Raw genomic sequence first — 20,585 nt, forward strand, 5'->3', positions numbered from 1 at the left:
GGGCGTCACACGTGAAGTCCCGGCAGACGTACGCGGCCGGTTCACCACCCACCAGGGGCCGGTCGGCGAGCAGCGGGAACTCGTCGCTCCCCGGGGTGGCGGGCGGCTCAGCCGCTCAGCGCGGCGCGCAACCGCTCCAGGTCGGTCGTCGGGGCGTCACACGTGAAGTCCCGGCAGACGTACGCGGCCGGTTCACCACCCACCAGGGGCCGGTCGGCGAGCAGCGGGAACTCGTCGCTCCCCGGGGTTCCGACGGCGACCACCGCACCCGGAGCGGTGCCGAGCAGTGCCGTACGGTGCAAGGACCTCGTGGCCTCCTCGTCGAGGGCGGGACCGACGACGGCGACCTCACGGGGCCCGTCCAGCAGGGCCTCCGCGACGGCCAGCCCCCACCCGACGAACCGCGGGACGCGCGGGCCGAGCGCCTTGACGACGCCCAGCGCCTTCTCCGCGGCGGCGCGGTGGCTCTCCGAACCCGTGTGGGCGGCATAGCCGAGCAGGGCGCCCGCGGCGGCGGTCCAGCCGGACGGGGTCGCGTTGTCCGTGGGGTCCTGCGGGCGGCGGATCAGCCGCTCGGCGTCGGCGGCGGTGTCGAAGAGCGCTCCGGTCTCCGGGTCGGTGAAACGGGTGAGCACCTGGTCGAGGAGCAGCCCCGCGAGCTCCAGCCACGCCCCTTCGCCGGTCACGGACGCCAGCGCCAGGAAGCCCTCGGCGACGTCGGCGTAGTCCTCCAGCACGCCCGCGTTGGCCCCCGCCCTGCCGTCGCGGCTGGTGCGGACCAGGTGGGCGTGCTCGTCCAGGTGCAGCCGTACCAGGAGATCGGCGGCGCCGACCGCGGCCTCGACCAGGTCGGGGCGGTCGAAGTAGGCGCCGGTCTCGGCGAGGGCGGCGACGGCGAGACCGTTCCACGCCGCGACCACCTTGTCGTCGCGGCCGGGGGCGGGCCGCTCGCCGCGCACCCGCAGCAGGCGCTCCCGCACGGACCCGATGCGCTCGGCGTCGAACACGCCTTCCTGCTGCGGAAGCTGGAGCACCGACTGCCCGTGCTCGAAGGTTCCCTCCTGGGTCACGCCGAAGTACCGGGCGGCGAACTCGGCGTCCTCCTGGCCGAGCGCGTCGGTCAGCTGCCGCGGTGTCCAGACGTAGTAGGCGCCCTCGACGTGCCGGCCGGTCCCGCCCTCCCGTCGCCCGCCACCGCCCTTCTGAGGACGCGCTTCGCGCGGCACCTCCTCTTCGCTGTCGGCGTCCAGCGCGGAGGCGAACCCGCCCTCCGTGGTGCGCAGTTCGCGGACCATGAAGTCGGCGGTCTCCAGGGCGACCCGGCGCGCGAGTTCCGAGCCGGTGGCCCGCCACAGGTGGGCGTACACCCGGCACAGAAGAGCATTGTCGTAGAGCATCTTCTCGAAGTGGGGCACGACCCAGTCACGGTCGACGGAGTAGCGGGCGAACCCGCCGCCGAGCTGGTCGTAGATCCCGCCGCGCGCCATGCGCTCACAGGTGTCCCGCGCCATCTGCAGCGCGCCCTCCGCGCCCGTGCGGGCGTGATGACGCAGCAGGAACTCGAGCACCATGGACGGCGGGAACTTGGGCGCCCCGCCGAACCCGCCGCGCTGCGCGTCGTACTCCCGGGTGAGGCCGAGCAGGGCCTGGGCGAGCTCCTGCTCGCCGGGCAGCTGGGCGGTCTGGTAGCCGATCTCCCGCTGCGAGAGGTCCCGCACGATCTTCCCGGCGACCTCGGTCACCTCGTCGCGCCGGTCGCTCCAGGCGTGCCGGACACCCTCCAGGACCTGCCTGAAGGACGGCATGCCGTGCCGGGGGGCGGGCGGGAAGTAGGTGCCGAAGTAGAAGGGCTCGGCCTCCGGGGTGAGGAACACCGTCATGGGCCAGCCGCCCTGCCCGGTGGCCGCCTGAACGGCCTCCATGTAGACGGCGTCGACGTCGGGGCGTTCCTCGCGGTCGACCTTGATGCTGACGAAGTTGTCGTTCATGTAGGCCGCGGTGGTCTCGTCCTCGAAGGACTCGTGAGCCATGACGTGGCACCAGTGGCAGCTGCTGTAGCCGACGCTGAGGAGGACGGGTTTCCCGGTTCTGCGGGCCTCCTCGAACGCCTCCTCCGACCAGGGCCACCAGTCGACCGGGTTCTCGGCGTGCTGCAGCAGGTACGGGGACGTCTCATGGGCCAGTCGGTTCACCGTTCCACTCTCCCACGCCGTCCGGCACGGCGTAGAAACGGAAGCTCACCGGGCGCGCCCCCTCGGGGGCTTCCTCACGGGTGTGGCCGTAGCGGGACAGGAGTTCCTGGTAGTCGCGCGTGAAGGCGAGCACCTCCTCCCTGGTCATCCAGGACCCGCTCCGCTGGACCTGGGCCCAGCCCTCCGGGCCCCGGTACTCCCGGTGGGCGCGGCGGTACAGCTCGGTGTCGACCTCGATCTTCAACATGGCCAGGTGTTCGGCCGCAGCCAGCTCCTCCGGGGCCATCGCGGCCGGGTCGGGGGTGGTGTGGCTGAAGGGGAGCGCCCGCCACCAGCGTTCGCGGCCGCCGGACTTCTCCGGGATCTCCTCGATGAGCCGCTGCTCGGCGAGTTTGCGCAGGTGATAGCTGGTGGTGCCGGAGCTCTCGCCGAGTTCGCGGGCGAGCACGGTGGAGTTGGCCTCGCCGTGCCGGCCGAGGTACTCGAGGATCCGGCGGCGCAGGGGGTTGCCGAGGGACTTGTAGAGAGCGGTGCGCTCAAGGCTGGTCATCTCGGTCATGCCGTCACGGTATCCCTGAGACGTCCCTGATTTCTGCAGAATTTTCTCTGCAGAATTTTCTCTGCGGTCTATCCTGGGCACACGTAGTGGCAGAAGGGGAGGCCCTGTGATGACGATGACCGTGACGAGGAAGTGGGCGCTGGTACTGCTGGGGGCGGCGGCCGTGCTGCTCGTGCCCTGGATGGTGGTGCTGGCCCTGACGCTCCCGGCCAGCACCCGCGTGCACAACTGGTCGTTGGCCTGGATCGGCCTCGACGTGCTGATGGCGGCGGGCTGTGCCACCACGGCCTTACTGGGACTGCGCGGCGATCCCCGGGCCCGGCTGACCGCTTCGGCGACCGCGTCCGTCGCCGTGCTGGACGCCTGGTTCGACATAACCACCTCGCGGGTCGGCGGTCCCCTCGCCGAAGCGCTGGCGTGCGCGGTGGCGGAAGGGGGGCTGGCGGTGGCGTGCGTGTTCCTGGCGCTGTCGAAGGGGCGGGGCAGGGCGCAACCCGGATGACACGGATGCGTTGATCGCCGCACTCTCGCGCTCCGGGCTTCCCCGAAGGACACTCATAGGCCAAGGAGTTGACGCCGGAGGGGGACGGGACATGCGGGACGGCCATCGGGCGGAGGCCGAGCGGCTGGTGGTGCGGGCCGTGGAGGAGGAGGTGCGGCGCTCGGGCGGGCGCGTCGACGGGCAGGTGCTGCTGTCCCGGGCGCGCGGCGCACTGGACGCGATGGCCCGGACGGCCGCCGAGGAGTACGAGGCGTACACCCGCGCCCTCGACGAGGCGGAGGCGGGGCGGCTCACCTTCGGTCAGCGGTACGCGCGCGAGGGGGCCGGGACTCCCCTGCTGGTGGCGGCGGTCGCAGCGGTCGCGGCCACCGTCGCCGACCTCTCTCTCGGCACCGGTACGGCGACCGCGTTCGGCGCGGGGGCCGCCGTCGGGGTCGTGGCCGCGGCGGCCACCGTGGTGAAGGTGGCCGGTTCCCATCTGCCCGCCGCCCACCACCGGGCGGGCGCGGCGGGCCAGCCGGGCGGTGCGGAGCAGCTGCGGCTGGAGTGGCTGACGGCGCTGGAGGTGCGGGGCATCCGTCCCTTCCTCGACCAGCAGCGGGTGCTCGCCGCCTCCACGGGCCCGAAGAAGAACGGGCCTCAGCTGCGGGGCTCGGACAAGAGCGCGGCGGCCCGCAGGCGCACGGTGCTGGAGCAGTCCTTCGGGCAGCTTCCGGACGCCGACGGCCCGTTCGCGGGACGCCGGCAGGAGGTGGCCCGGATCCGGCAGTGGGTGCAGGCGGCCCGGGCGACCACCGAGACCCGGCCGACGGTGGTCGTTCTGCACGGAGTGCCCGGTTCCGGACGGACGACTCTCGCGGTCCGCGCCACGCACGACCTGAAGGACCACTTCCGCGGGGCGGTCGTCGTCGATCTGCGTGGAGACAGCCAGGAGCCGCCGCTGCCCACTCGGGACGCACTGCTGCACCTGCTGAACCGGCTCGGCGCGCCCCGCGAACAGTTGCTGTTCCGCGAGCGGTCCTCGCCCGACCAGCAGGTCAAGCGGCTGAGCGAGTTGTACCACCAGCATCTGACCGGCCTGCCGGTGACGATCGTGCTGGACGACGCCTCGGACGCCGAGCAGGTCCGCGCCCTCGTCCCGGACCGCTCCGACAGTCTGGTCCTGGTCACCGCCCGCGAGCCTCTCGACCTGCCGCCGGACCTGTCGGCCTGGGTGCATCAGCTCCCGGTGGAGCCCCTGGACGCGGCCGGTGCGGAAGAGCTGCTGGGCGCGGTGGCGCAGGATGCCTCGGGGCCGTACGACGCCCAGGCCGGCGACCGGATCCGGGAGCTGTGCGGCGGCCTGCCGCTGGCGCTGCGCATCGCGGGCTCCTGCCTGGGCGGACGTTCACCACGTGGGCTGGCCACGGACCTGGCCGCGTACGGCCCGGTGGAGCCGGTGGAGCGGGTGCTCTGGCTGCGCTACACCGACCAGTCGGAGCCGGCCCGGCGGCTGTTGAGGCGGCTGGCACTGGCCGGCCGGGCCTCTCTGGGTGCCGCCGCGGCGGCCGCCCTGCTCGCGGCGGACGAACCGGAAGCCACCCGGCATCTCGTCGCGCTCGCGCGCGCCGGGCTGATCGACCACGTCCGCGGCAACCGCTACCGGCTGCACGACCTCGTGCGCGCCTTCGCCCAGGCCCGTCTGCTGGACGAGGAGGACCCGGCCGAGCGCACGGCGGCGCAGCAACGCCTGATCGTGAACTACGCGGAACTGGCCGACTCGGTGCTCCGCCTGGTCGACGGCAACATGTCGACCCGCTCGGACCGTTTCGGTCCGCACGGTTTCACCTCCCTCGACGAGGCGCTGCGCTGGCTGGACGACGAGTCGAGCTTCATCACGGCGGCGCTGCGCCATGCGGAGGGCGTGGACCAGTCGGCGGTGCTGAATCTGCTCGGCGCGCTGTGCGACTACTGCCTGCTGCGCGGCGACCTCTACCGCCTCGGCGAGATCAGTGAGCTGGCGCAGGAAGTGGACCAGGGTCTGCTGGTCCGTTCGGTGCAGTGGCGCACCGGTATCGCGGCCCGGCAGCTGGGCGAGCTGGACAAGGCGCGCACCACCCTGACCTCCGTGGTCGACCTCTATCTGGAGGCCCAGCACGACGCGGGTGCCGCCCGTGCCCTGTGCTCGCTGGGCATCACCCTGCACCATCAGGGCAACCTCACGGAGGCGGCGGCCAAGCTGCAGGAGGCGCTGGACCTCCAGGCGGCGCCCGAGCTGGCCACGGACCGTGCGTGGACGATGCACGCGCTGGCCGCGGTCCAGCGCGACCGGGCCCGGCTGGGCGAGGCCCTGGATCTGCTGACGCGTTCCCTGGTCCTGCACCGTGAGGGCGGCTCGGTGCACGGCGAGGCCTGGGCCCACTTCCAGCTCGGCCAGCTGGCGCTGCGCATGGGCGACGTACCGCGGGCGGAGACCGAGCTCCAGGCCGCCCTCGACCGCTACGGCCGCACCCGCGACGCCCGTGGTGAGGCCTGGGCCCTGACCCAGCTGGCCCGGGCCCGTCTGGTCGACGGCGACGCGTCGCCCGCGGTGGAGGGCCTGCGCCGGGCGGCCGTCCGGCACCGGGAGAACGAGGACGTGCGCGGGGAGGCCTGGACGGTGTACTACCTCGGCCAGGCCCTGGAGGAGGCGGGCAACCTGGACCAGGCGGTCCGCGAGCTGGAGCGCTCCCGCACGATGTTCTCGCGGATGCGTGACGTCTACGGACTGGCCTGCGCCCGCCACCATTCGGCACGCGTCACCCGTGACCAGCGCGCCGCCCAGACCGGCTCGCTGCTGAACTCCGGCTTCGCCCGGCAGCTGCTGGTCGACGCCCGCGCCGACTTCCAGCGCATCGGCGTCGCTCACGGCGAGGCGTGGACCTGCCTGGAGCTGGCGGTCGTCGACGCGGGCAACGCCCGCACCCAGCAGGCCCTCGCCCTGTGCGACGAGGCGCTCGGCCTGTTCACCGGTTACGGCGATCAGCGCGGTGCCGACTGGGCCCGCTTCCTGCGCTGCACCCTGCTGCCGTACGCGGCCCCCGGCGGGGTGGAGGTCGGCACGGCGGTAGCCCAGGAGGAACTGTCCCAGCTCGCCCGGGCCGGCCACCCGGCCAGGGACGAGAAGCTGGGCGAGTACGCCGGCGCGTACCAGCTGCTCCTGGAACGAGGCGTCAGCCTGGAGGCGGGCTGGCAGGCGTGGCGGCTGGGGATGGTGCCCGACCGGCATGCCCGGGAGGTGATGGGCGTCCCGGTGCCGGCCAGGCGGTGAACCGCGGTCAGCCCTGGTGCCGCTCGGCGTCGGCCGGGGCGGCCCCGGTCTCGGCCTTGGTCTCGGCCTTGGTGTCCGGGGCTTCCTTGAAGTCGACCTTCTGCATGTGCTTGTTCATGGACTTCATCAGACCCCACACGGCCACGGCCATCACCGCGAACACGATGAAGCCGAGGACGCCGGGGGTGACCTTGTTCTCGTCGACCTCCTTGGCGAGGGGGACGAGGTGCGTCAGTGCCAGGCTTGCGCTCATATCAGGCATTGTCGCGGATGCCCGCAAAGAGGTCGTCCTCGGGGAGGGAGGTATCGACGAGGGACTTCGCCAGTTCGTACTCCTCCGTCGGCCAGACCTCCTTCTGGACGTCCATCGGCACGCGGAACCAGCCGCCGTCGGGGTCGATCTGGGTGGCGTGCGCGATCAGCGCCTTGTCGCGGATCTCGAAGAAGTCGGCGCACGGGATGTGGGTGGTGAGCACGCGCTCCTTGCGCTCGATCTCCTTCCAGCGCTTGAGCCACTCGCCGTACGGCGACTCCAGGCCCCGGTCGAGCATCGCCTTGTGCAGGGCCTCGGTGCGCGGGCGGTTGAAGCCCTGGTTGTAGTACAGCTTCAGCGGCTGGTAGGCCGGGCCGAACTCGGCCTCCGGGTACTTCTCGGTGTCCGCCGCGCCCTCGAACGCCACCATCGAGATCTTGTGGGTCATGATGTGGTCGGGGTGCGGGTAGCCGCCGTTCTCGTCGTAGGTGGTGATCACCTGGGGACGGAAGGCGCGGATCTGCTTGACCAGCTCACCGGCCGCCTTGTCGACGTCCTCGAGGGCGAAGCAGCCCTCGGGCAGCGGGGGCAGCGGGTCGCCCTCGGGCAGTCCGGAGTCGACGAATCCGAGCCACTCCTGCCTGACGCCCAGGATCTCGCGGGCCTCGTCCATCTCCTTCTTGCGGACCTCGTGGATGTGCTCCTCGATGTACTTGTCGCCCTGGAGCTTCGGGTTGAGGATGGAGCCCCGCTCCCCGCCGGTGCAGGTCACCACCAGCACGTCCACCCCCTCCGACACGTACTTCGCCATGGTGGCCGCGCCCTTGCTCGACTCGTCGTCGGGGTGCGCGTGGACGGCCATCAGTCGCAGCTGGTCAGTCAAGACTCAATCCTCGTAAGTCGGCGCCCCCGTGTCTTCGGGGGCAGTTCAACAGGTGTCGTCCCGCAGGGGCGTCGTTGAGGGGCGGTGGTCGGGCGGCGGGCGGGAGGCTTCTATAGTGACCGAAATGGCGGGCGAATAATTCCGCGGAGGGACGATCATGAGCACGGCGAGCACGCAGCTGCCCGAGGGGCGATACGGTCGTTCCTCGGACGAGCGCGCCGACCACAAGCTCAGGGTCGCCGCGGTGGTCCTCGGCACGGCTCTGCTGGTGCTGGTCGGCTACCTCGCCTACCACTACGTCTTCCAGAACAAGATCAGCGCTCAGGTGGTCGCCTTCCAGGCCTCGGACGACGCGGTGAAGGTGCATCTGGAGGTGCACAAGGACTCCGGTGCCTCCGGTTACTGCACCCTGCGTTCCCAGGGCGCCGACGGCGGCGAGGTGGGCCGGGCGGACTTCCGCTTCACCGGTTCCACCACCCGGATCGACAAGGTCGTCACGCTGCGCACGACGGCCAAGGGCGAGACGGCCGAGCTGCTCGGGTGCCACGCCGACTGACGTCGTCCCGAATACGTAGGCGTCCACCTGCGCTGATGTGATTCTCGGGGCTTATGTCCTCCCCCTTCGGCGCTCGAATTGTTAGGCTCGTGGTTTCGCCCATCCATGGAGGAACATTCTTCTGGGTAGGGCGATGCTTTGTATTCCCAGTACCGACGAGGAGCACCCTGTGACCCAGACCAGCGAGAACGTCACCTGGCTGACCCAGGAGGCGTACAACAAGCTCAAGGATGAGCTTGAGTACCTTACTGGTCCTGCGCGCACGGAGATCGCGGCCAAGATCGCTGCCGCGCGCGAGGAGGGCGACCTGCGCGAGAACGGCGGGTACCACGCGGCCAAGGAGGAGCAGGGCAAGCAGGAGCTCCGTGTGCGCCAGCTGACCCAGCTTCTCGAGAACGCCAAGGTCGGTGAGGCTCCCGCCTCGGCCGACGGTGCCGTCGCGCCGGGCATGGTCGTCACGATCGCCTTCGACGGTGACGAGGACGACACCATGACGTTCCTGCTCGCCTCGCGCGAGTATGCGAGCGCCGACATCGAGACCTACTCGCCGCAGTCCCCTCTGGGCGCCGGCGTGATCGGTCACAAGGTGGGCGAGGACGCGGACTACGAGCTGCCCAACGGCAAGAAGGCCTCGGTCCGGATCATGAAGGCCGAGCCGTACTCGGGCTGAGCGGCCCGCGCCCGGCCCGGCCTGGTCGGCAGTCTTCCGACCGCCCCCGGCGTCCCTGTGACGCCGGGGGCGTTGTCATGCCGTCGCCGAGCGGTACTTGCGCACCGCCAGGGTCCGGAATATGACGACGATCAGGACCGAGTAGATCAGCGAGGCCCATACGGGATGCTGCATGGGCCAGGCGTCCGACGCGGACTGGCCGGGATTGGCGAACAGGACGCGGGCGGCCTGCACCGTGGCGCTGAACGGGTTCCACTCCGCGATGTGGCGCAGCCACGGGGTCATGTGGCTGGTGTCGACGAACGCGTTGGAGATGAAGGTGACGGGGAAGAGCCAGATCAGCCCGCCGGAGGTGGCCGCCTCGGGCGTGCGCACGGACAGGCCGATCAGGGCGCCGATCCAGGTGAACGCGTATCCGAGCAGCAGCAGGAGGCCGAAGGCGGCCAGGACCTTGAGGGCGTTGGTGCCCCCCACCGTTCCTACGCGCCAGCCGACCAGCAGGGCGACCACGGCGAGGACGAGCAGGGTCAGCGCCGTCTGGACCAGGTCGGCGAGGGTGCGCCCGGTGAGCACCGCGCCGCGCGCCATGGGCAGGGAGCGGAAGCGGTCGATGAGGCCCTTGTGCATGTCGTCGGCGATGCCGGCACCGGAGCTGGCGGTGGCGAACGTGACGGTCTGCGCGAAGATGCCCGCCATGAGGAAGTTCTTGTAGGTGGTCGGGCTGACGCTGCCGCCGATCTGCATGGAGCCACCGAACACGTAGGTGAACAGCACCACGAACATGATCGGCTGGATGAGCCCGAAAATGACCATTTCGGGAATCCTGGACATACGGATGAGGTTCCGCTGGGCGACGATCAGTGAGTCCCGGATGGACTGACTGACGGGGTTGCGGGGTGCCGCGACCGGCACGGCGTCGGTGACGGCGCTCATTTCACGCTCTCCTTGGTCTTCGCGTCGGTCGTCGGGGTGCCGCCCTCCTCGTCCTTCACCTCGGCCACGTGACCTGTCAGGGACAGGAAGACGTCGTCGAGGGTGGGGCGGCGCAGCCCGATGTCGTCGATCTCGATACCGCGGGTGTCCAGCTCGCGGATGACCTCGGCGAGCAGCTTGGCCCCGCCGGTGACGGGCACGGTGAGTTTCCGTGTGTGCTCCTCGACCGTGGTGCTCCCCTTGCCGAAGCCGCCCAGCACCTCCGCGGCGGTCGCCATGTGTTCCCGCTCGTGCACCACGACCTCCACCCGCTCGCCGCCGGTGCGGGCCTTGAGCTGGTCGGAGGTGCCCTTGGCGATCACCCGGCCCTGGTCTACGACCGCGATGTCATGGGCGAGGTGGTCGGCCTCCTCCAGGTACTGGGTGGTGAGCAGCAGGGTCGTCCCTCCGGAGACCAGCTGCTTGATGACCTCCCAGAGCTGCTGCCGGTTGCGCGGGTCGAGGCCGGTCGTCGGCTCGTCCATGAACATCACCGGCGGCGAGACCACGAGGGCGGCCGCGAGGTCGAGCCGGCGGCGCATGCCCCCGGAGTAGGTCTTGGTCGGCCGGTCGGCGGCGTCCGCGAGATGGAACTGCTCCAGCAGCTCCGCCGCACGGGCCTTCGCCTCCTTGGCCCTCATCTGATAGAGACGGCCGACCATCTGCAGGTTCTCGCGGCCGGTCAGGTATTCGTCGACGGCCGCGAACTGGCCGGAGAGGCCTATGGAGCGGCGTACGGCATCGGGATGCCTGAGCACGTCGATGCCCGCGACGACCGCCCGGCCGCTGTCGGGGCGCAGCAGGGTCGTCAGACAGCGGACGGTCGTCGTCTTGCCCGCGCCGTTCGGCCCGAGCAGTCCGAGGACCGTGCCCTCGGGGACGTCGAGGTCGACGCCGTCCAATGCCTTTACGTCACCGAAGGTCTTCACCAGGCCTTCGGCATAGATGGCGCCTGGCATGTGAGTCTCCACGTCGTCGGGGGTGCTTCGCAAAGGTTAGGTATGTACGCCGGTTTCCGCCTGCCATTTCCGCATTGCCGCGAGAGGGCAGGGGGAGGTGACCGCGAGAACACACCGTATCGCGATGTATCGCGTCGTTCAATGGATTTACTCGAACGAGTGATCCCCGAGTTCGCCGCGCCGGCCCGGAGGCGGCGACCGCCTCAGCTGATGACCGTGTAACCCGCCTCGCGCAGCGCCTGCCGGACCTCGACGCAGTGCGCCGGCCCTTTCGTCTCGAGGTGCAGCTCCACCTCCGCCTCCGCGAGCCCGAGACGCGGGTCGGTCCGGACGTGGCTCACGTCGAGGACGTTGGCGTCGACCACCGACAACGCGCCCAGGAGCGTGGCGAGGGCACCGGGACGGTCGGTCAGGCGCAGCCGAACGGCCAGGTAGCGCCCCTGGGCGGCCATGCCGTGCCTCAGGACGCCCTGGAGCAGCACCGGGTCGACGTTGCCGCCGGAGAGCACCGCGACGACCGGCCCCGGGAAGGCGCCGGGGTCGCTCAGCAGCGCGGCGACCGGGCTGGCCCCCGCCGGCTCGACGACCAGCTTGGCCCGCTCCAGGCACAGCAGCAGCGCCGCGGACAGCTCGTCCTCGCTGACCGTGCGGACCTCGTCGACGAGGTCGCCGACGATGCCGAACGGCACGTCGCCGGGCCGCCCGACCTTGATGCCGTCGGCCATCGTCGACGCGTTCCCGATCGCCACGGGACGCCCGGCCGCGAGTGAGGGCGGGTACGCGGCCGCCCCCTCGGCCTGCACGCCGACGATCCGTACGTCCGGCCTGACCCCCTTCACCGCCACCGCGATGCCGGCCGCGAGCCCGCCGCCGCCGATGCCCACGACGATCGTGCGCACCTCCGGGCACTGCTCCAGGATCTCCAGGCCCACCGTGCCCTGCCCCGCGATGATGTCCGGGTGGTCGAACGGGTGGATGAACACCGCGCCGGTCTCGGCCGCGTACTCCTGGGCCGCGGCCAGGGTCTCGTCGACCACCTGGCCGTGCAGACGGACCTCGGCCCCGTAGTCACGGGTCGCGCTGATCTTGGGCAGGGGTGCGCCGTTCGGCATGAACACGGTGGCGTGCACCCCGAGCAGCGCCGAGGCCAGGGCCACACCCTGCGCGTGGTTGCCGGCACTCGCGGCGACCACGCCCGCGGCCCGCTCCTCGGGCAGCAGCCCGGCGATCCGGACGTACGCGCCGCGCAGCTTGAACGAGCCCGTCCGCTGGAGGTTCTCGCACTTCAGGTGCACCGGCGCCGTGACCAGCTGGGACAGATGCCGGCTGCCCTCCATCGCGGTCACCCGCGCCACCCCCGACAGCATCTTCTGGGCGCCGCGCACGTCGTCGAGGGTCACGGGCAGGGAGGAGTCAGCCGTGCTGTAGCTCATGACTCCAGTCTCGCAGTTCACAGTCGTGTCCGACTGGTGTGACCAAGCTCCGAGACCGGTTTGCGCAGCGCCGGTACGGGCCGCCCCCGGGCCGCGTACCCTGTCCCCCAACCCAGCACCCCCTTTCATGAAGTGAGCCCCCGGCCATGCCCACAACACCTGAAATGTCGATGGACATGACGACCGTCGGTGACACCGGTCTTCTCGACACGCTGCAGCACGAGGTCGCGGTGTTCGCCCGCCGTGCCGAACAGACCCGGCTCGGCGGCGTCGGGCAGGTGCGCAACTCCATGGACCGCGCCGCGTACCTGCTGCTCAACCGCCTCGACAAGGAAGGCCCGATGGGCGTCAAGGCGCTCGCCGCCAGCATGGGCATCGACTCCTCGACGGTCACCCGGCAGGTTGCTCCACTCGTGGACACCGGACTCGTCAAGCGCACCTCGCACCCCGAGGACGGGCGCGCGGTGGTGCTCCAGCTGTCCCCGCGCGGGCTGTCCCGGCTGGAGGAAGTGCGCTCGTCCAGGCGTCAGTTGATGGCCGAGCTGACACACGACTGGGCGCCGGAGGAGCGTGCGACGTTCTGCACGCTCCTCACGCGCTTCAACAGTGCGCTCTCCGCACGCATGGCGGTCCAGGGCATGCCGGCGCCGGAGACGCCGACCGCCTCCTGAGACCGCCCCCGCCCGGCCGGGCGGCAGGCCCGCACACGCGCGTGCCGCACGGCTCTTGACCGCGGGCCGCCTCTGGCCTCATATGAGACCGGGTCCTCGTCGCACACGGCGTTCGCGTTCGTCGTGGGCCGACGGGGTCCCCTTCAGGCGGGGGAGGCGCGGTGCGAGAACGGAAGGCGTCCGGCCCCGCCCGGCGCACCCGGGAGTTCGAGGCGTTCGTCACGGGTGCGGGCGGGCGGCTGCTGCACGCCGCCACGCTGCTCACCGGGGAGGCGCCGGACGACAACCCGCGCGCCCGGCGCCTGCTGACGCTGGCGCTCGCACACACGTACGCCTGCTGGGACCGGCTGCGCGGAGAGGACCCCTACGACTGCGCCCGCCAGTACCTGGCCACGCGCTTCGCCCACAACGCCTGGCACGAGTACGGCGGCTTCGCCCGCCCCCGCCCGCACCCCCGCAGCGCCCTGGCCGCCCTCACACCGCGGGAACGGCTGATCCTCGTCCTGCGGCTGTACGAGGGCGTCGCCGAGGAACAGGTGGCGGCACTGCTCGGGCTGCCCGCGGAGCGGGTGCACGCCATCTGCGACCGGGCGACGGCCACCGTCCTGCACCCGCTCCCCAGGCCGTCACCGGCGGTGGCGGGGGCGAAGGCGGCCCCGTCATGACCGGCGTACGCCGACGGCACGACGGGAGGCCGTCGTGAACCGGTCGGAGCGCGAGGCGACCGTGCGGCGGATGATGGAACGGACGCCGCCGCAAGTGCCCGCGGAGCTGTGCACGGACGCCGTACGGCGCGGCGGCCGTCTGCTGCGCCGCAGGACCGTGGCCCGCCGCCTGCTGTGGCTGCTGCTGTGCGCCGTGTGCGTGGCCTTCACCGTCTGGGCGCTGACGGCCCGCCCCTGGGCGGAGCCGCCGTCCCGGACGACTCCACCGCTGACGGGCTGGTGACCCGCGGTCGGACCTCTTGGAATCCCGCGGTCGGACTTCTTGGAGAAAGGCCCTAGCCCAGCGCCTGCCTGAGGTCCTCCAGGAGGTCCTCGACGTTCTCGATGCCGACGGAGAGGCGTACCAGGTCGGCGGGGACCTCCAGGGCCGAGCCCGCCACGGACGCGTGGGTCATGCGACCGGGGTGCTCGATCAGCGACTCGACGCCGCCCAGCGACTCACCGAGGGTGAACACCTTCGCCCGGTTGCACACCTCGACGGCCGCCTCCTCGCCGCCCGCGACCCGGAAGGAGACCATGCCGCCGAACGCCCTCATCTGCTTGGCGGCGACCTCGTGACCGGGGTGTTCGGGCAGGCCCGGGTACAGGACGCTCGTCACGCGCGCGTGCCGGGTGAGCATGTCGGCGATCTTCGTGGCGTTCTCGCTGTGCCGGTCCATACGCACCGACAGCGTCTTCGTACCGCGCAGCACCAGCCAGGAGTCGAAGGGCCCGGCGACCGCGCCCATCGCGTTCTGGTGGTACGCCAGTTCCTCGCCCAGCTCCTGGTCCGCCACGATCAGCGCGCCGCCGACCACGTCCGAGTGGCCGCCCATGTACTTGGTGAGGGAGTGCACGACGACATCGGCGCCGAGCGACAGCGGCTGCTGCAGGTACGGCGTGGCGAAGGTGTTGTCCACCACCAGCTTCGCGCCGGCGTCGTGGGCGACCTGGGCGACCGCGGCGATGTCGGTGACACCGAGCAGCGGGTTGGAGGGGGTCTCGACCCAGACGGCCTTGGTCCTGGGGGTGATGGCCGCCCGTACCGCGGACGGGTCGCTGGTGTCGGCGACGGACCACTCGACCCCCCACCGGGCCACCACCTTGGCGAACAGGCGGAACGTACCGCCGTACGCGTCGTTGGGAATGACGACGTGGTCGCCGGGGCTGAGCAGCGTACGCAGCAGGGTGTCCTCGGCAGCCAGCCCGGACGCGAACGCCAGGCCCCGGCGACCGCCCTCCAGGGCGGCCAGGTTCTCCTCCAGGGCGGTCCTGGTCGGGTTGGCGCTGCGGCTGTACTCGTAGCCGCCGCGCAGGCCGCCGACGCCGTCCTGCTTGTAGGTGGAGACCTGGTAGATCGGCGGGACGACGGCGCCGGTGAGGGGATCGGCGGTGTTGCCCGCATGGATCGCGAGGGTCTCGAAGTGCTGACTGATGTGCCTGTCGCTCATGGGGACCGAGCGTAATGCGCCCGCGGGGCTGATGACGGACGCCCGGGGCCCGGGCGTCGGAGCGGGCGGGTTTTCCACAGGCGCCCTCAACCGGTTGGCCATTTGTCGGCGGCGTCTGGTTCGCTTGACGCATGGCGATTCTCTGGGTCCTGATGGCGCTGCTCATGATGAGCTTCGTGCTGCTGCCGACGCTGCGGCGCCGGCGCGGGATGATCGAGCAGGTGACCCCGGACCACCCGGACGCCGCCGACCCGGCGGACTACGGCTTCGTGCGCCAGGAGGACCTGGACGTCCGGATGCCCGGCGCCGACCAGGACCTGCTGGACGTGCTGGACCTGGTGCAGCGCACCCAGGACTACCGCGCGGCGGCCCAGCTGCTGGCCGGCACCGAGACCGAGGGCGAGCTGCGCTGGCAGCGCGTACAGGCCTTCGCGGGCGCGGCGGCGCTGGAGCTGCGGCAGCGGCCCGGCGGGGTGCACGAGACGCCGGGCGGACAGTGGCTGCGGGTGTGGCGGGCCGAACAGCCCAAGGACGCGGGTGGCGCGGCCGTGCACGCGGAGTTCCTGGTGCAGCAGGCCTGGCGTACGTCGACGCCGGGCACGGACGACTTCCGGATCATCATGGAGGAGGCCAGTGAGGCCTGCGCCCAGGCGGCCCTGCTGGCACCCGGAGACCCGGTCCCGCACATCGTCGAGCTGTCGGTGGCACGCGGACTCGGCTGGTCCCAGCCGGAGTTCGAGAAGCTCTGGCTGAGGATCCTGGACCGCGCCCCCGCCCACATGGGCGCCCATCTGGCGGCCCTGCACTACTGGTGCGAGAAGTGGCACGGCTCCCGGGAGCTGGCGTACTCCTTCGCGGAGGCCGCCGCGGCCCGCGCCCCGCAGGGGTCCCTGCTGGCCGCGATGCCCCTGTTCGCGGTGTTCGAACACCTCCCCGAGGTGAACCTCGTGAGCAGCTTCTACCAGAGCGAGGTCGTCACCAGGGCGATCCACGGCGCGCTCCACGCGGTCCACGCGGCCCGCCCCGACGACCCGGTCCAGGCACACGTCCGCCACCTGCTGTTCTTCTTCCTGGTGCGCGCCGAGCGCTGGGCGGAGGCCATGGACCAGCTGATACACGTCGACGGCCATGTCGGCGCCCTCCCCTGGATCCTGTCCGCGGACCCTGCCGCCGAGTTCGCCCTGCACCGCGCCCTGGCGGTAGCGGGCTACGAGGCCAACGGCGGCAGCCCGGCGACGCTGCTCAGCTGACTCGCGGGCATCGGCCCGACCGGAATGCGAGGGGGCCTCCGCACGTTGTAAGGGGTGTCATCGCGAGCCGGTGGCTCCAGCCCCAGACCGACAGGGAGACCCCATGCTCTTCGGCCGTACGCCCCAGCTGCCCACGCCCGAGCAGGCGCTCAAGGGCCGGCCCGCGCCCGCGTTCGAGGTCCCCGGCCGCCACACCGTCCTGGGCAACCCGCTCGAGGGCCCCTACCCCGACGGCCTGGAGGTCGCCGACTTTGGTCTCGGCTGCTTCTGGGGCGCCGAGCGCAAGTTCTGGCAGCTTCCGGCGGGGGTGTGGACGACCCTGGTCGGCTACCAGGGCGGTTACACCGAGAACCCCACGTACGAGGAGGTCTGCTCGGGGCTGACCGGCCACACGGAGGCCGTCCGCGTGGTCTACGACCCGAAGCTGATCTCGTACGACCGCCTCCTGAAGACCTTCTGGGAGTCCCACAACCCCACCCAGGGCTTCCGCCAGGGCAACGACGTGGGCACCCAGTACCGCTCCGCCATCTACACCCACACCCCCGAGCAGGCCGCCGCCGCGGAGGCCTCCCGGGCCGCCTACCAGAAGGTCCTGACCTCCTCCGGCCACGGCACGATCACCACGGAGATCCTCCCGGCCGAGGGCCGCCCCTTCTACGCCGCCGAGGCCTACCACCAGCAGTACCTCGACAAGAACCCCGCGGGGTACTGCGGACTGGGCGGGACGGGGGTCTCCTGCCCGATCGGCGTGGGGCCGGCGGCGGAGGTCACGGAAAGGTAGACCGCCTCCAGCAGGGACGCAGCCAGGCCGGGTGACACGGCTCAGGCATGGCAAGCCGCTTCTCGCATCGGGCGGATTCGGACGAGGCCCACGCGGCCGTCGGTCCTCCGGCCCGGCGCCCGTAGCGCGGCCGAAGCCCGGACAACCCGCCGGGCCCCGCACCGAGGCGCGGCTCGGTTGGGCCTTTCAGCCCAATGTCCGGGGCGGCCGGGATGCCTCGAGCCCCGCGAGGCGCTTCGCTGGTCATCACAGCGGTACGGCGAAGATGGGCAGACAGATCATGACAACCACGGGATTCCTGCTGTCGCGCGGGCGTTCGCTTGCCGCGCCTGTCGATCTGAACGGGCCCGGACACTATGTGCACTGGGGCTTCGTCCAGTTGTCGGTCGCGAACCTCGTGGTCATCGGCTTGATGGTGGCCGTCTTCGTGGCCGCCCTGCTGCTGCCCTTCCCCGGGGGCCGCAGATGAGCGGCCCGGGTGGGAGCGGGCCGGTCGCCGGACCGTACACCGACGTGCCTCCTGGGGGAGGCTGGACCGGGACGGTGCGTCGGAGGGCCGTCGAAGCGCTGCCCCCGGACAAGCTGCTGCCGAACGGCCAGCCGGTGTACATGGCCTCGTGGATCTACGTCTTCGGGGTGCTCACCGTGGCCTCGCTGCTCGTGGTGCTCGCCAGCGGCGGTGTGCTCGCGCTGAAGGGACCCATGTGGTGGCATGTCTCGGCGACCGGGAAGTACGTGAACAGCCTGCACCTGTGGAGCGTCGAGCTGCTCATGTTCTTCATGGTCGTCCACCTGTGGGGCAAGTTCTTCATGGCGGCCTGGCGTGGGCGGCGGGCGCTGACCTGGGTCACCGGGGCGGTGTGCTTCCTGACCGCGATCGGCACCGCCTTCACCGGCTACCTGGTTCAGCAGAACTTCGACTCGCAGTGGATCGCCGGGCAGGCCAAGGACGGGCTCAACGCGGTCGGGATCGGCGCCTTCTTCAACGTGCTGGACTTCGGGCAGATGCTGATGTGGCACATCGTGCTGCTTCCCTTCGTCCTCGGTCTGCTGGCCGCCTGGCACGTCCTGCTGGTGCGGTGGCGCGGAATCGTCCCGCCCATCGACGCGACCGATCCCGCGGGCGCCGGCACCGCCTCGTCGGCACCCTCCCCGGTGGGAAGGCCGTGATGAGTCGCGGCCGACGCGGGTCCGGGGTGCCGGACCCGGCCGCCTTCCCCACCCGTCCGTACGACCTGCTGAAGGAGTTCACGATCGCCCTGGTCGCGGTCGCGCTCCTCACCCTCGCGCTGGCCGCCGTCTTCTCCTCACCCGATGCCAAGCCGGTCACCCTGGCGTCCTGGGCGCGGGCGGACGGTGCGGACTTCACCGCGACCGCCGCGGCCGAACTCGGCGGTACCAGCGGAACGGCCGGGTACGGGCCGCCGTACAACCACACTCCGGACGCCGCCCAGAAGATCGGCCCGATCGGGCTGCAGGACGCCGCCGGGGTCCGCATTCCGGTGGACACCGCCACCGACTTCGTCATCCGTCCGCTGAGCGATGCCCCCGGCCCGCCGGCCGTCAGGACGGCCCTCGCCGCCTGGACCGCCGCGCCGGCCTCCCGGCGGCAGGCTTGGGCCAAGGCCTACTCCGACGCACTGGCCAAGTCTCCCGGCGGCGATCCCGCCAAGGTCGCCGCGGGCGACTACGGACCGGTCCCCGTCCTCACCGCGCGCCTTCTCGATCTGGCCGGATCCGGTGCCCTCGACGGGGATCTGCAGGCGCAGGGCAGGTTCTACCAGACCGACTACACCCTCCCTCTGCTCTTCCTCTCCGACGGCTCCTACCTGGAAACCCTGGCCCGTGCCGAGCATCTGGGCGGCGACCAGTGGGGGATGATGAACGAGATCGGAAACTACCCGGGCCAGCCCTGGCTGGGGCTCTACACGGTGTGGTACCAGATCGAACCCTTCAAGTCGTCCGGCAATGCCGACGCCCTGATCTGGGGCCTGATGGTGCTGCTCAGCCTGGGCCTGGTGCTGGTCCCCTTCCTCCCCGGCGTACGGTCCATCCCGCGCTGGACGCGAGTGCACCGGTTGATCTGGCGCTCGTACTACCGTGATCAGGAGGCTGCGGCGCGGGCCCGGCGGGCGGAGGGCTGAGAGGCCGGGAAATTCGATTGCCGTCGACGGACCGCGTGCGCACTAATACCGCGTATGGCCGACATTCAGGGCTCATACGATGATCTGTTCACCGCGGTGCCGAGTGCGCTGGCCGGGCTGCTGGACGACGGAGACACGGGCGGCTCGGTCGCGGTCTTCGTGGACGGCGAGCCGGTGGTGGACGTCTGGGGCGGCTACGCCGACGCGGACCGCACGATCCCGTGGCAGCGGGACACGATCACCAACGTCTTCTCCGTCACCAAGACGATGACGGCACTGTGCGCGCTGGTCCTGGCCGACCGTGGTCAGCTCGATCCGGCCGCACCGGTCGGCCGGTACTGGCCCGAGTTCGCCACGGCGGGCAAGGAGAACGTGCTGGTGCGGCACCTGCTGGCGCACACCGCCGGCCTGCCCGACTGGGACGGGCCCGTCGAGGAGCTCTACGACTGGCCGTCGGCGACGGCACGTCTGGCCGCCAAGGCTCCGCAGTGGGAACCGGGAAGCGCGGCCGGATACCACTCGCTCACCCAGGGCTTCCTCGTCGGTGAGGTGGTACGCCGGATCAGCGGCCGAAGCCCGGGCGAGTTCTTCGCGGCGGAGGTGGCCGGGCCACTGGCTGCCGACTTCCACATCGGACTGCCCGCCGAGCACGACCACCGGGTGGCGCTCAGCGTCCCGCCGCCGTCCCGGGACGAGGACTACGCGGCGAGCGCGCCCGGTGGCGGCGCGTCCCCCGCGCCCGCCACCGCGGTGCGGGTGCGTGACGGCAACAGCGTGGCCTGGCGCCGGGCGCAGATCCCCGCCGCGAGCGGCTTCGGCAACGCCCGTTCGGTCGCTCTCGTGCAGTCGGTGATGGCCTGCGGAGGGACGGTGCGCGGGGTACGGCTGCTGTCGCGGGCGGGTGCCGAGCGTGCGAGGGAGGAGCAGTTCAGCGGCGAGGACCGCCGCCTGGGCATGTCGGTCCGTTACGGGCTGGGCTACGGGCTGTTCGGCAGCAGCCTCGGCTGGGGCGGTTGGGGCGGCTCCCTCGTCATGATCGATCCGGCCGCCCGTATGACGGTGGCGTACGTGACCGATCAGATGCGCGAACCAGCGCAGGACAACCGGGGACTGGAGCTGGTGATGGCCGCCTACGACGGGCTCAAGGGTCTGCGCGGCTGAGCCGGGACGCCGGATCGGCCGGGCCCGTACCATCCGGGAACCGATGGCCCGGCCGGATCCGCCGACCGCACCGGCCCGCGTTCAGTGCTCATGCTGATCCGAACGCCGGAACCCCGGGGCGCGTCGGCCCCGAGATGCGTGGCGGCGAACGGTGG

21 protein-coding genes are annotated in these 20,585 nt (G+C 71.5%); 13 read left to right on the forward strand and 8 right to left on the reverse strand.

Annotated features, from left to right (window positions below):
- Positions 1-107: 107 nt before the first annotated feature.
- Positions 108-2,192, reverse strand: a complete 2,085-nt coding sequence (locus ACWC21_RS21555) for a thioredoxin domain-containing protein (RefSeq protein ID WP_450884144.1) — start codon at positions 2,190-2,192, stop codon at positions 108-110.
- Positions 2,173-2,751 carry an ArsR/SmtB family transcription factor gene (locus tag ACWC21_RS21560; protein ID WP_450884146.1) on the reverse strand — a complete coding sequence of 193 codons (579 nt, stop codon included), beginning with the start codon at positions 2,749-2,751 and terminating at the stop codon, positions 2,173-2,175. Before ACWC21_RS21560 ends, ACWC21_RS21555 begins: the two co-directional genes overlap by 20 nt.
- Positions 2,752-2,860: 109 nt before the next feature.
- Here ACWC21_RS21560 and ACWC21_RS21565 point away from each other — a divergent pair, with 109 nt between their 5' ends.
- Positions 2,861-3,253, forward strand: coding sequence for a hypothetical protein (locus ACWC21_RS21565; RefSeq protein ID WP_450884148.1), 393 nt, complete (start codon positions 2,861-2,863; stop codon positions 3,251-3,253).
- A 91-nt stretch (positions 3,254-3,344) separates the two neighbouring features.
- Positions 3,345-6,542, forward strand: coding sequence for a tetratricopeptide repeat protein (locus ACWC21_RS21570; RefSeq protein WP_450884150.1), 3,198 nt, complete (start codon positions 3,345-3,347; stop codon positions 6,540-6,542).
- A 7-nt stretch (positions 6,543-6,549) separates the two neighbouring features.
- Here the strand turns inward: ACWC21_RS21570 and ACWC21_RS21575 are convergent, their stop codons facing one another.
- Both ACWC21_RS21575 and mca read right to left on the reverse strand, forming a co-directional pair.
- On the reverse strand, positions 6,550-6,804 hold the full coding sequence (locus tag ACWC21_RS21575; RefSeq protein ID WP_450884152.1) for a hypothetical protein: 255 nt from the start codon (positions 6,802-6,804) through the stop codon (positions 6,550-6,552).
- Entirely contained in the window at positions 6,797-7,678 is an 882-nt protein-coding gene (mca, locus tag ACWC21_RS21580) for a mycothiol conjugate amidase Mca (protein WP_450884154.1), read from the reverse strand. The genes ACWC21_RS21575 and mca overlap by 8 nt, the downstream gene beginning before the upstream one ends.
- 157 nt (positions 7,679-7,835) lie before the next feature.
- On the opposite strand from mca, the gene ACWC21_RS21585 reads away from it, so the two are divergent.
- Positions 7,836-8,234 (forward strand): DUF4307 domain-containing protein, encoded by a 399-nt coding sequence (locus ACWC21_RS21585; protein ID WP_450884156.1) that lies wholly within the window; start codon positions 7,836-7,838, stop codon positions 8,232-8,234.
- A gap of 169 nt (positions 8,235-8,403) precedes the next feature.
- A complete protein-coding gene (greA, locus tag ACWC21_RS21590) occupies positions 8,404-8,904 on the forward strand; it encodes a transcription elongation factor GreA (protein WP_450884158.1) in 501 nt (166 codons plus the stop codon).
- Between the two features lie 75 nt (positions 8,905-8,979).
- Here the strand turns inward: greA and ACWC21_RS21595 are convergent, their stop codons facing one another.
- The 3 genes from ACWC21_RS21595 to ilvA all read right to left on the reverse strand — a co-directional run bounded on the left by ACWC21_RS21595 (position 8,980) and on the right by ilvA (position 12,268).
- Entirely contained in the window at positions 8,980-9,837 is an 858-nt protein-coding gene (locus ACWC21_RS21595) for an ABC transporter permease (RefSeq protein ID WP_450884159.1), read from the reverse strand.
- The gene (locus ACWC21_RS21600; RefSeq protein WP_450884161.1) at positions 9,834-10,835 is read right to left on the reverse strand and encodes an ATP-binding cassette domain-containing protein; all 1,002 of its coding nucleotides are present in this window, start codon (positions 10,833-10,835) and stop codon (positions 9,834-9,836) included. Before ACWC21_RS21600 ends, ACWC21_RS21595 begins: the two co-directional genes overlap by 4 nt.
- A gap of 203 nt (positions 10,836-11,038) precedes the next feature.
- A complete protein-coding gene (gene ilvA / locus ACWC21_RS21605; RefSeq protein ID WP_450884163.1) occupies positions 11,039-12,268 on the reverse strand; it encodes a threonine ammonia-lyase in 1,230 nt (409 codons plus the stop codon).
- A gap of 164 nt (positions 12,269-12,432) precedes the next feature.
- Between ilvA and ACWC21_RS21610 the strand changes: the two genes are divergently transcribed.
- The 3 genes from ACWC21_RS21610 (at position 12,433) to ACWC21_RS21620 (ending at position 13,887) form a co-directional block, all read left to right on the forward strand.
- Positions 12,433-12,939 (forward strand): MarR family winged helix-turn-helix transcriptional regulator, encoded by a 507-nt coding sequence (locus ACWC21_RS21610; RefSeq protein WP_450884341.1) that lies wholly within the window; start codon positions 12,433-12,435, stop codon positions 12,937-12,939.
- A 161-nt stretch (positions 12,940-13,100) separates the two neighbouring features.
- Positions 13,101-13,604, forward strand: coding sequence for a sigma factor-like helix-turn-helix DNA-binding protein (locus ACWC21_RS21615; protein WP_450884165.1), 504 nt, complete (start codon positions 13,101-13,103; stop codon positions 13,602-13,604).
- A 34-nt stretch (positions 13,605-13,638) separates the two neighbouring features.
- Complete coding sequence (locus ACWC21_RS21620; RefSeq protein WP_450884167.1) at positions 13,639-13,887, forward strand: hypothetical protein; 249 nt, start codon at positions 13,639-13,641, stop codon at positions 13,885-13,887.
- Between the two features lie 52 nt (positions 13,888-13,939).
- On the opposite strand, the gene ACWC21_RS21625 is transcribed toward ACWC21_RS21620, so the two are convergent.
- A complete protein-coding gene (locus tag ACWC21_RS21625) occupies positions 13,940-15,094 on the reverse strand; it encodes a cystathionine gamma-synthase (RefSeq protein ID WP_450884169.1) in 1,155 nt (384 codons plus the stop codon).
- 131 nt (positions 15,095-15,225) lie between these two features.
- On the opposite strand from ACWC21_RS21625, the gene ACWC21_RS21630 reads away from it, so the two are divergent.
- The 6 genes from ACWC21_RS21630 to ACWC21_RS21655 all read left to right on the forward strand — a co-directional run bounded on the left by ACWC21_RS21630 (position 15,226) and on the right by ACWC21_RS21655 (position 20,430).
- On the forward strand, positions 15,226-16,344 hold the full coding sequence (locus ACWC21_RS21630) for a hypothetical protein (protein WP_450884171.1): 1,119 nt from the start codon (positions 15,226-15,228) through the stop codon (positions 16,342-16,344).
- A 103-nt stretch (positions 16,345-16,447) separates the two neighbouring features.
- A complete protein-coding gene (msrA, locus tag ACWC21_RS21635; RefSeq protein ID WP_450884173.1) occupies positions 16,448-17,125 on the forward strand; it encodes a peptide-methionine (S)-S-oxide reductase MsrA in 678 nt (225 codons plus the stop codon).
- Positions 17,126-17,405: 280 nt separating this feature from the next.
- The gene (locus ACWC21_RS21640) at positions 17,406-17,594 is read left to right on the forward strand and encodes a hypothetical protein (RefSeq protein WP_450884175.1); all 189 of its coding nucleotides are present in this window, start codon (positions 17,406-17,408) and stop codon (positions 17,592-17,594) included.
- Positions 17,595-17,668: 74 nt separating this feature from the next.
- Entirely contained in the window at positions 17,669-18,295 is a 627-nt protein-coding gene (locus ACWC21_RS21645) for a cytochrome b N-terminal domain-containing protein (protein WP_450884177.1), read from the forward strand.
- Positions 18,295-19,269, forward strand: a complete 975-nt coding sequence (locus ACWC21_RS21650) for a hypothetical protein (RefSeq protein ID WP_450884179.1) — start codon at positions 18,295-18,297, stop codon at positions 19,267-19,269. Before ACWC21_RS21645 ends, ACWC21_RS21650 begins: the two co-directional genes overlap by 1 nt.
- 54 nt (positions 19,270-19,323) lie before the next feature.
- Positions 19,324-20,430: a serine hydrolase domain-containing protein gene (locus tag ACWC21_RS21655; RefSeq protein WP_450884180.1), complete on the forward strand. Its 1,107-nt coding sequence runs from the start codon at positions 19,324-19,326 to the stop codon at positions 20,428-20,430.
- The last annotated feature ends 155 nt before the right edge of the window (positions 20,431-20,585 follow it).

The organism is Streptomyces sp. NPDC001348, from assembly GCF_053597535.1.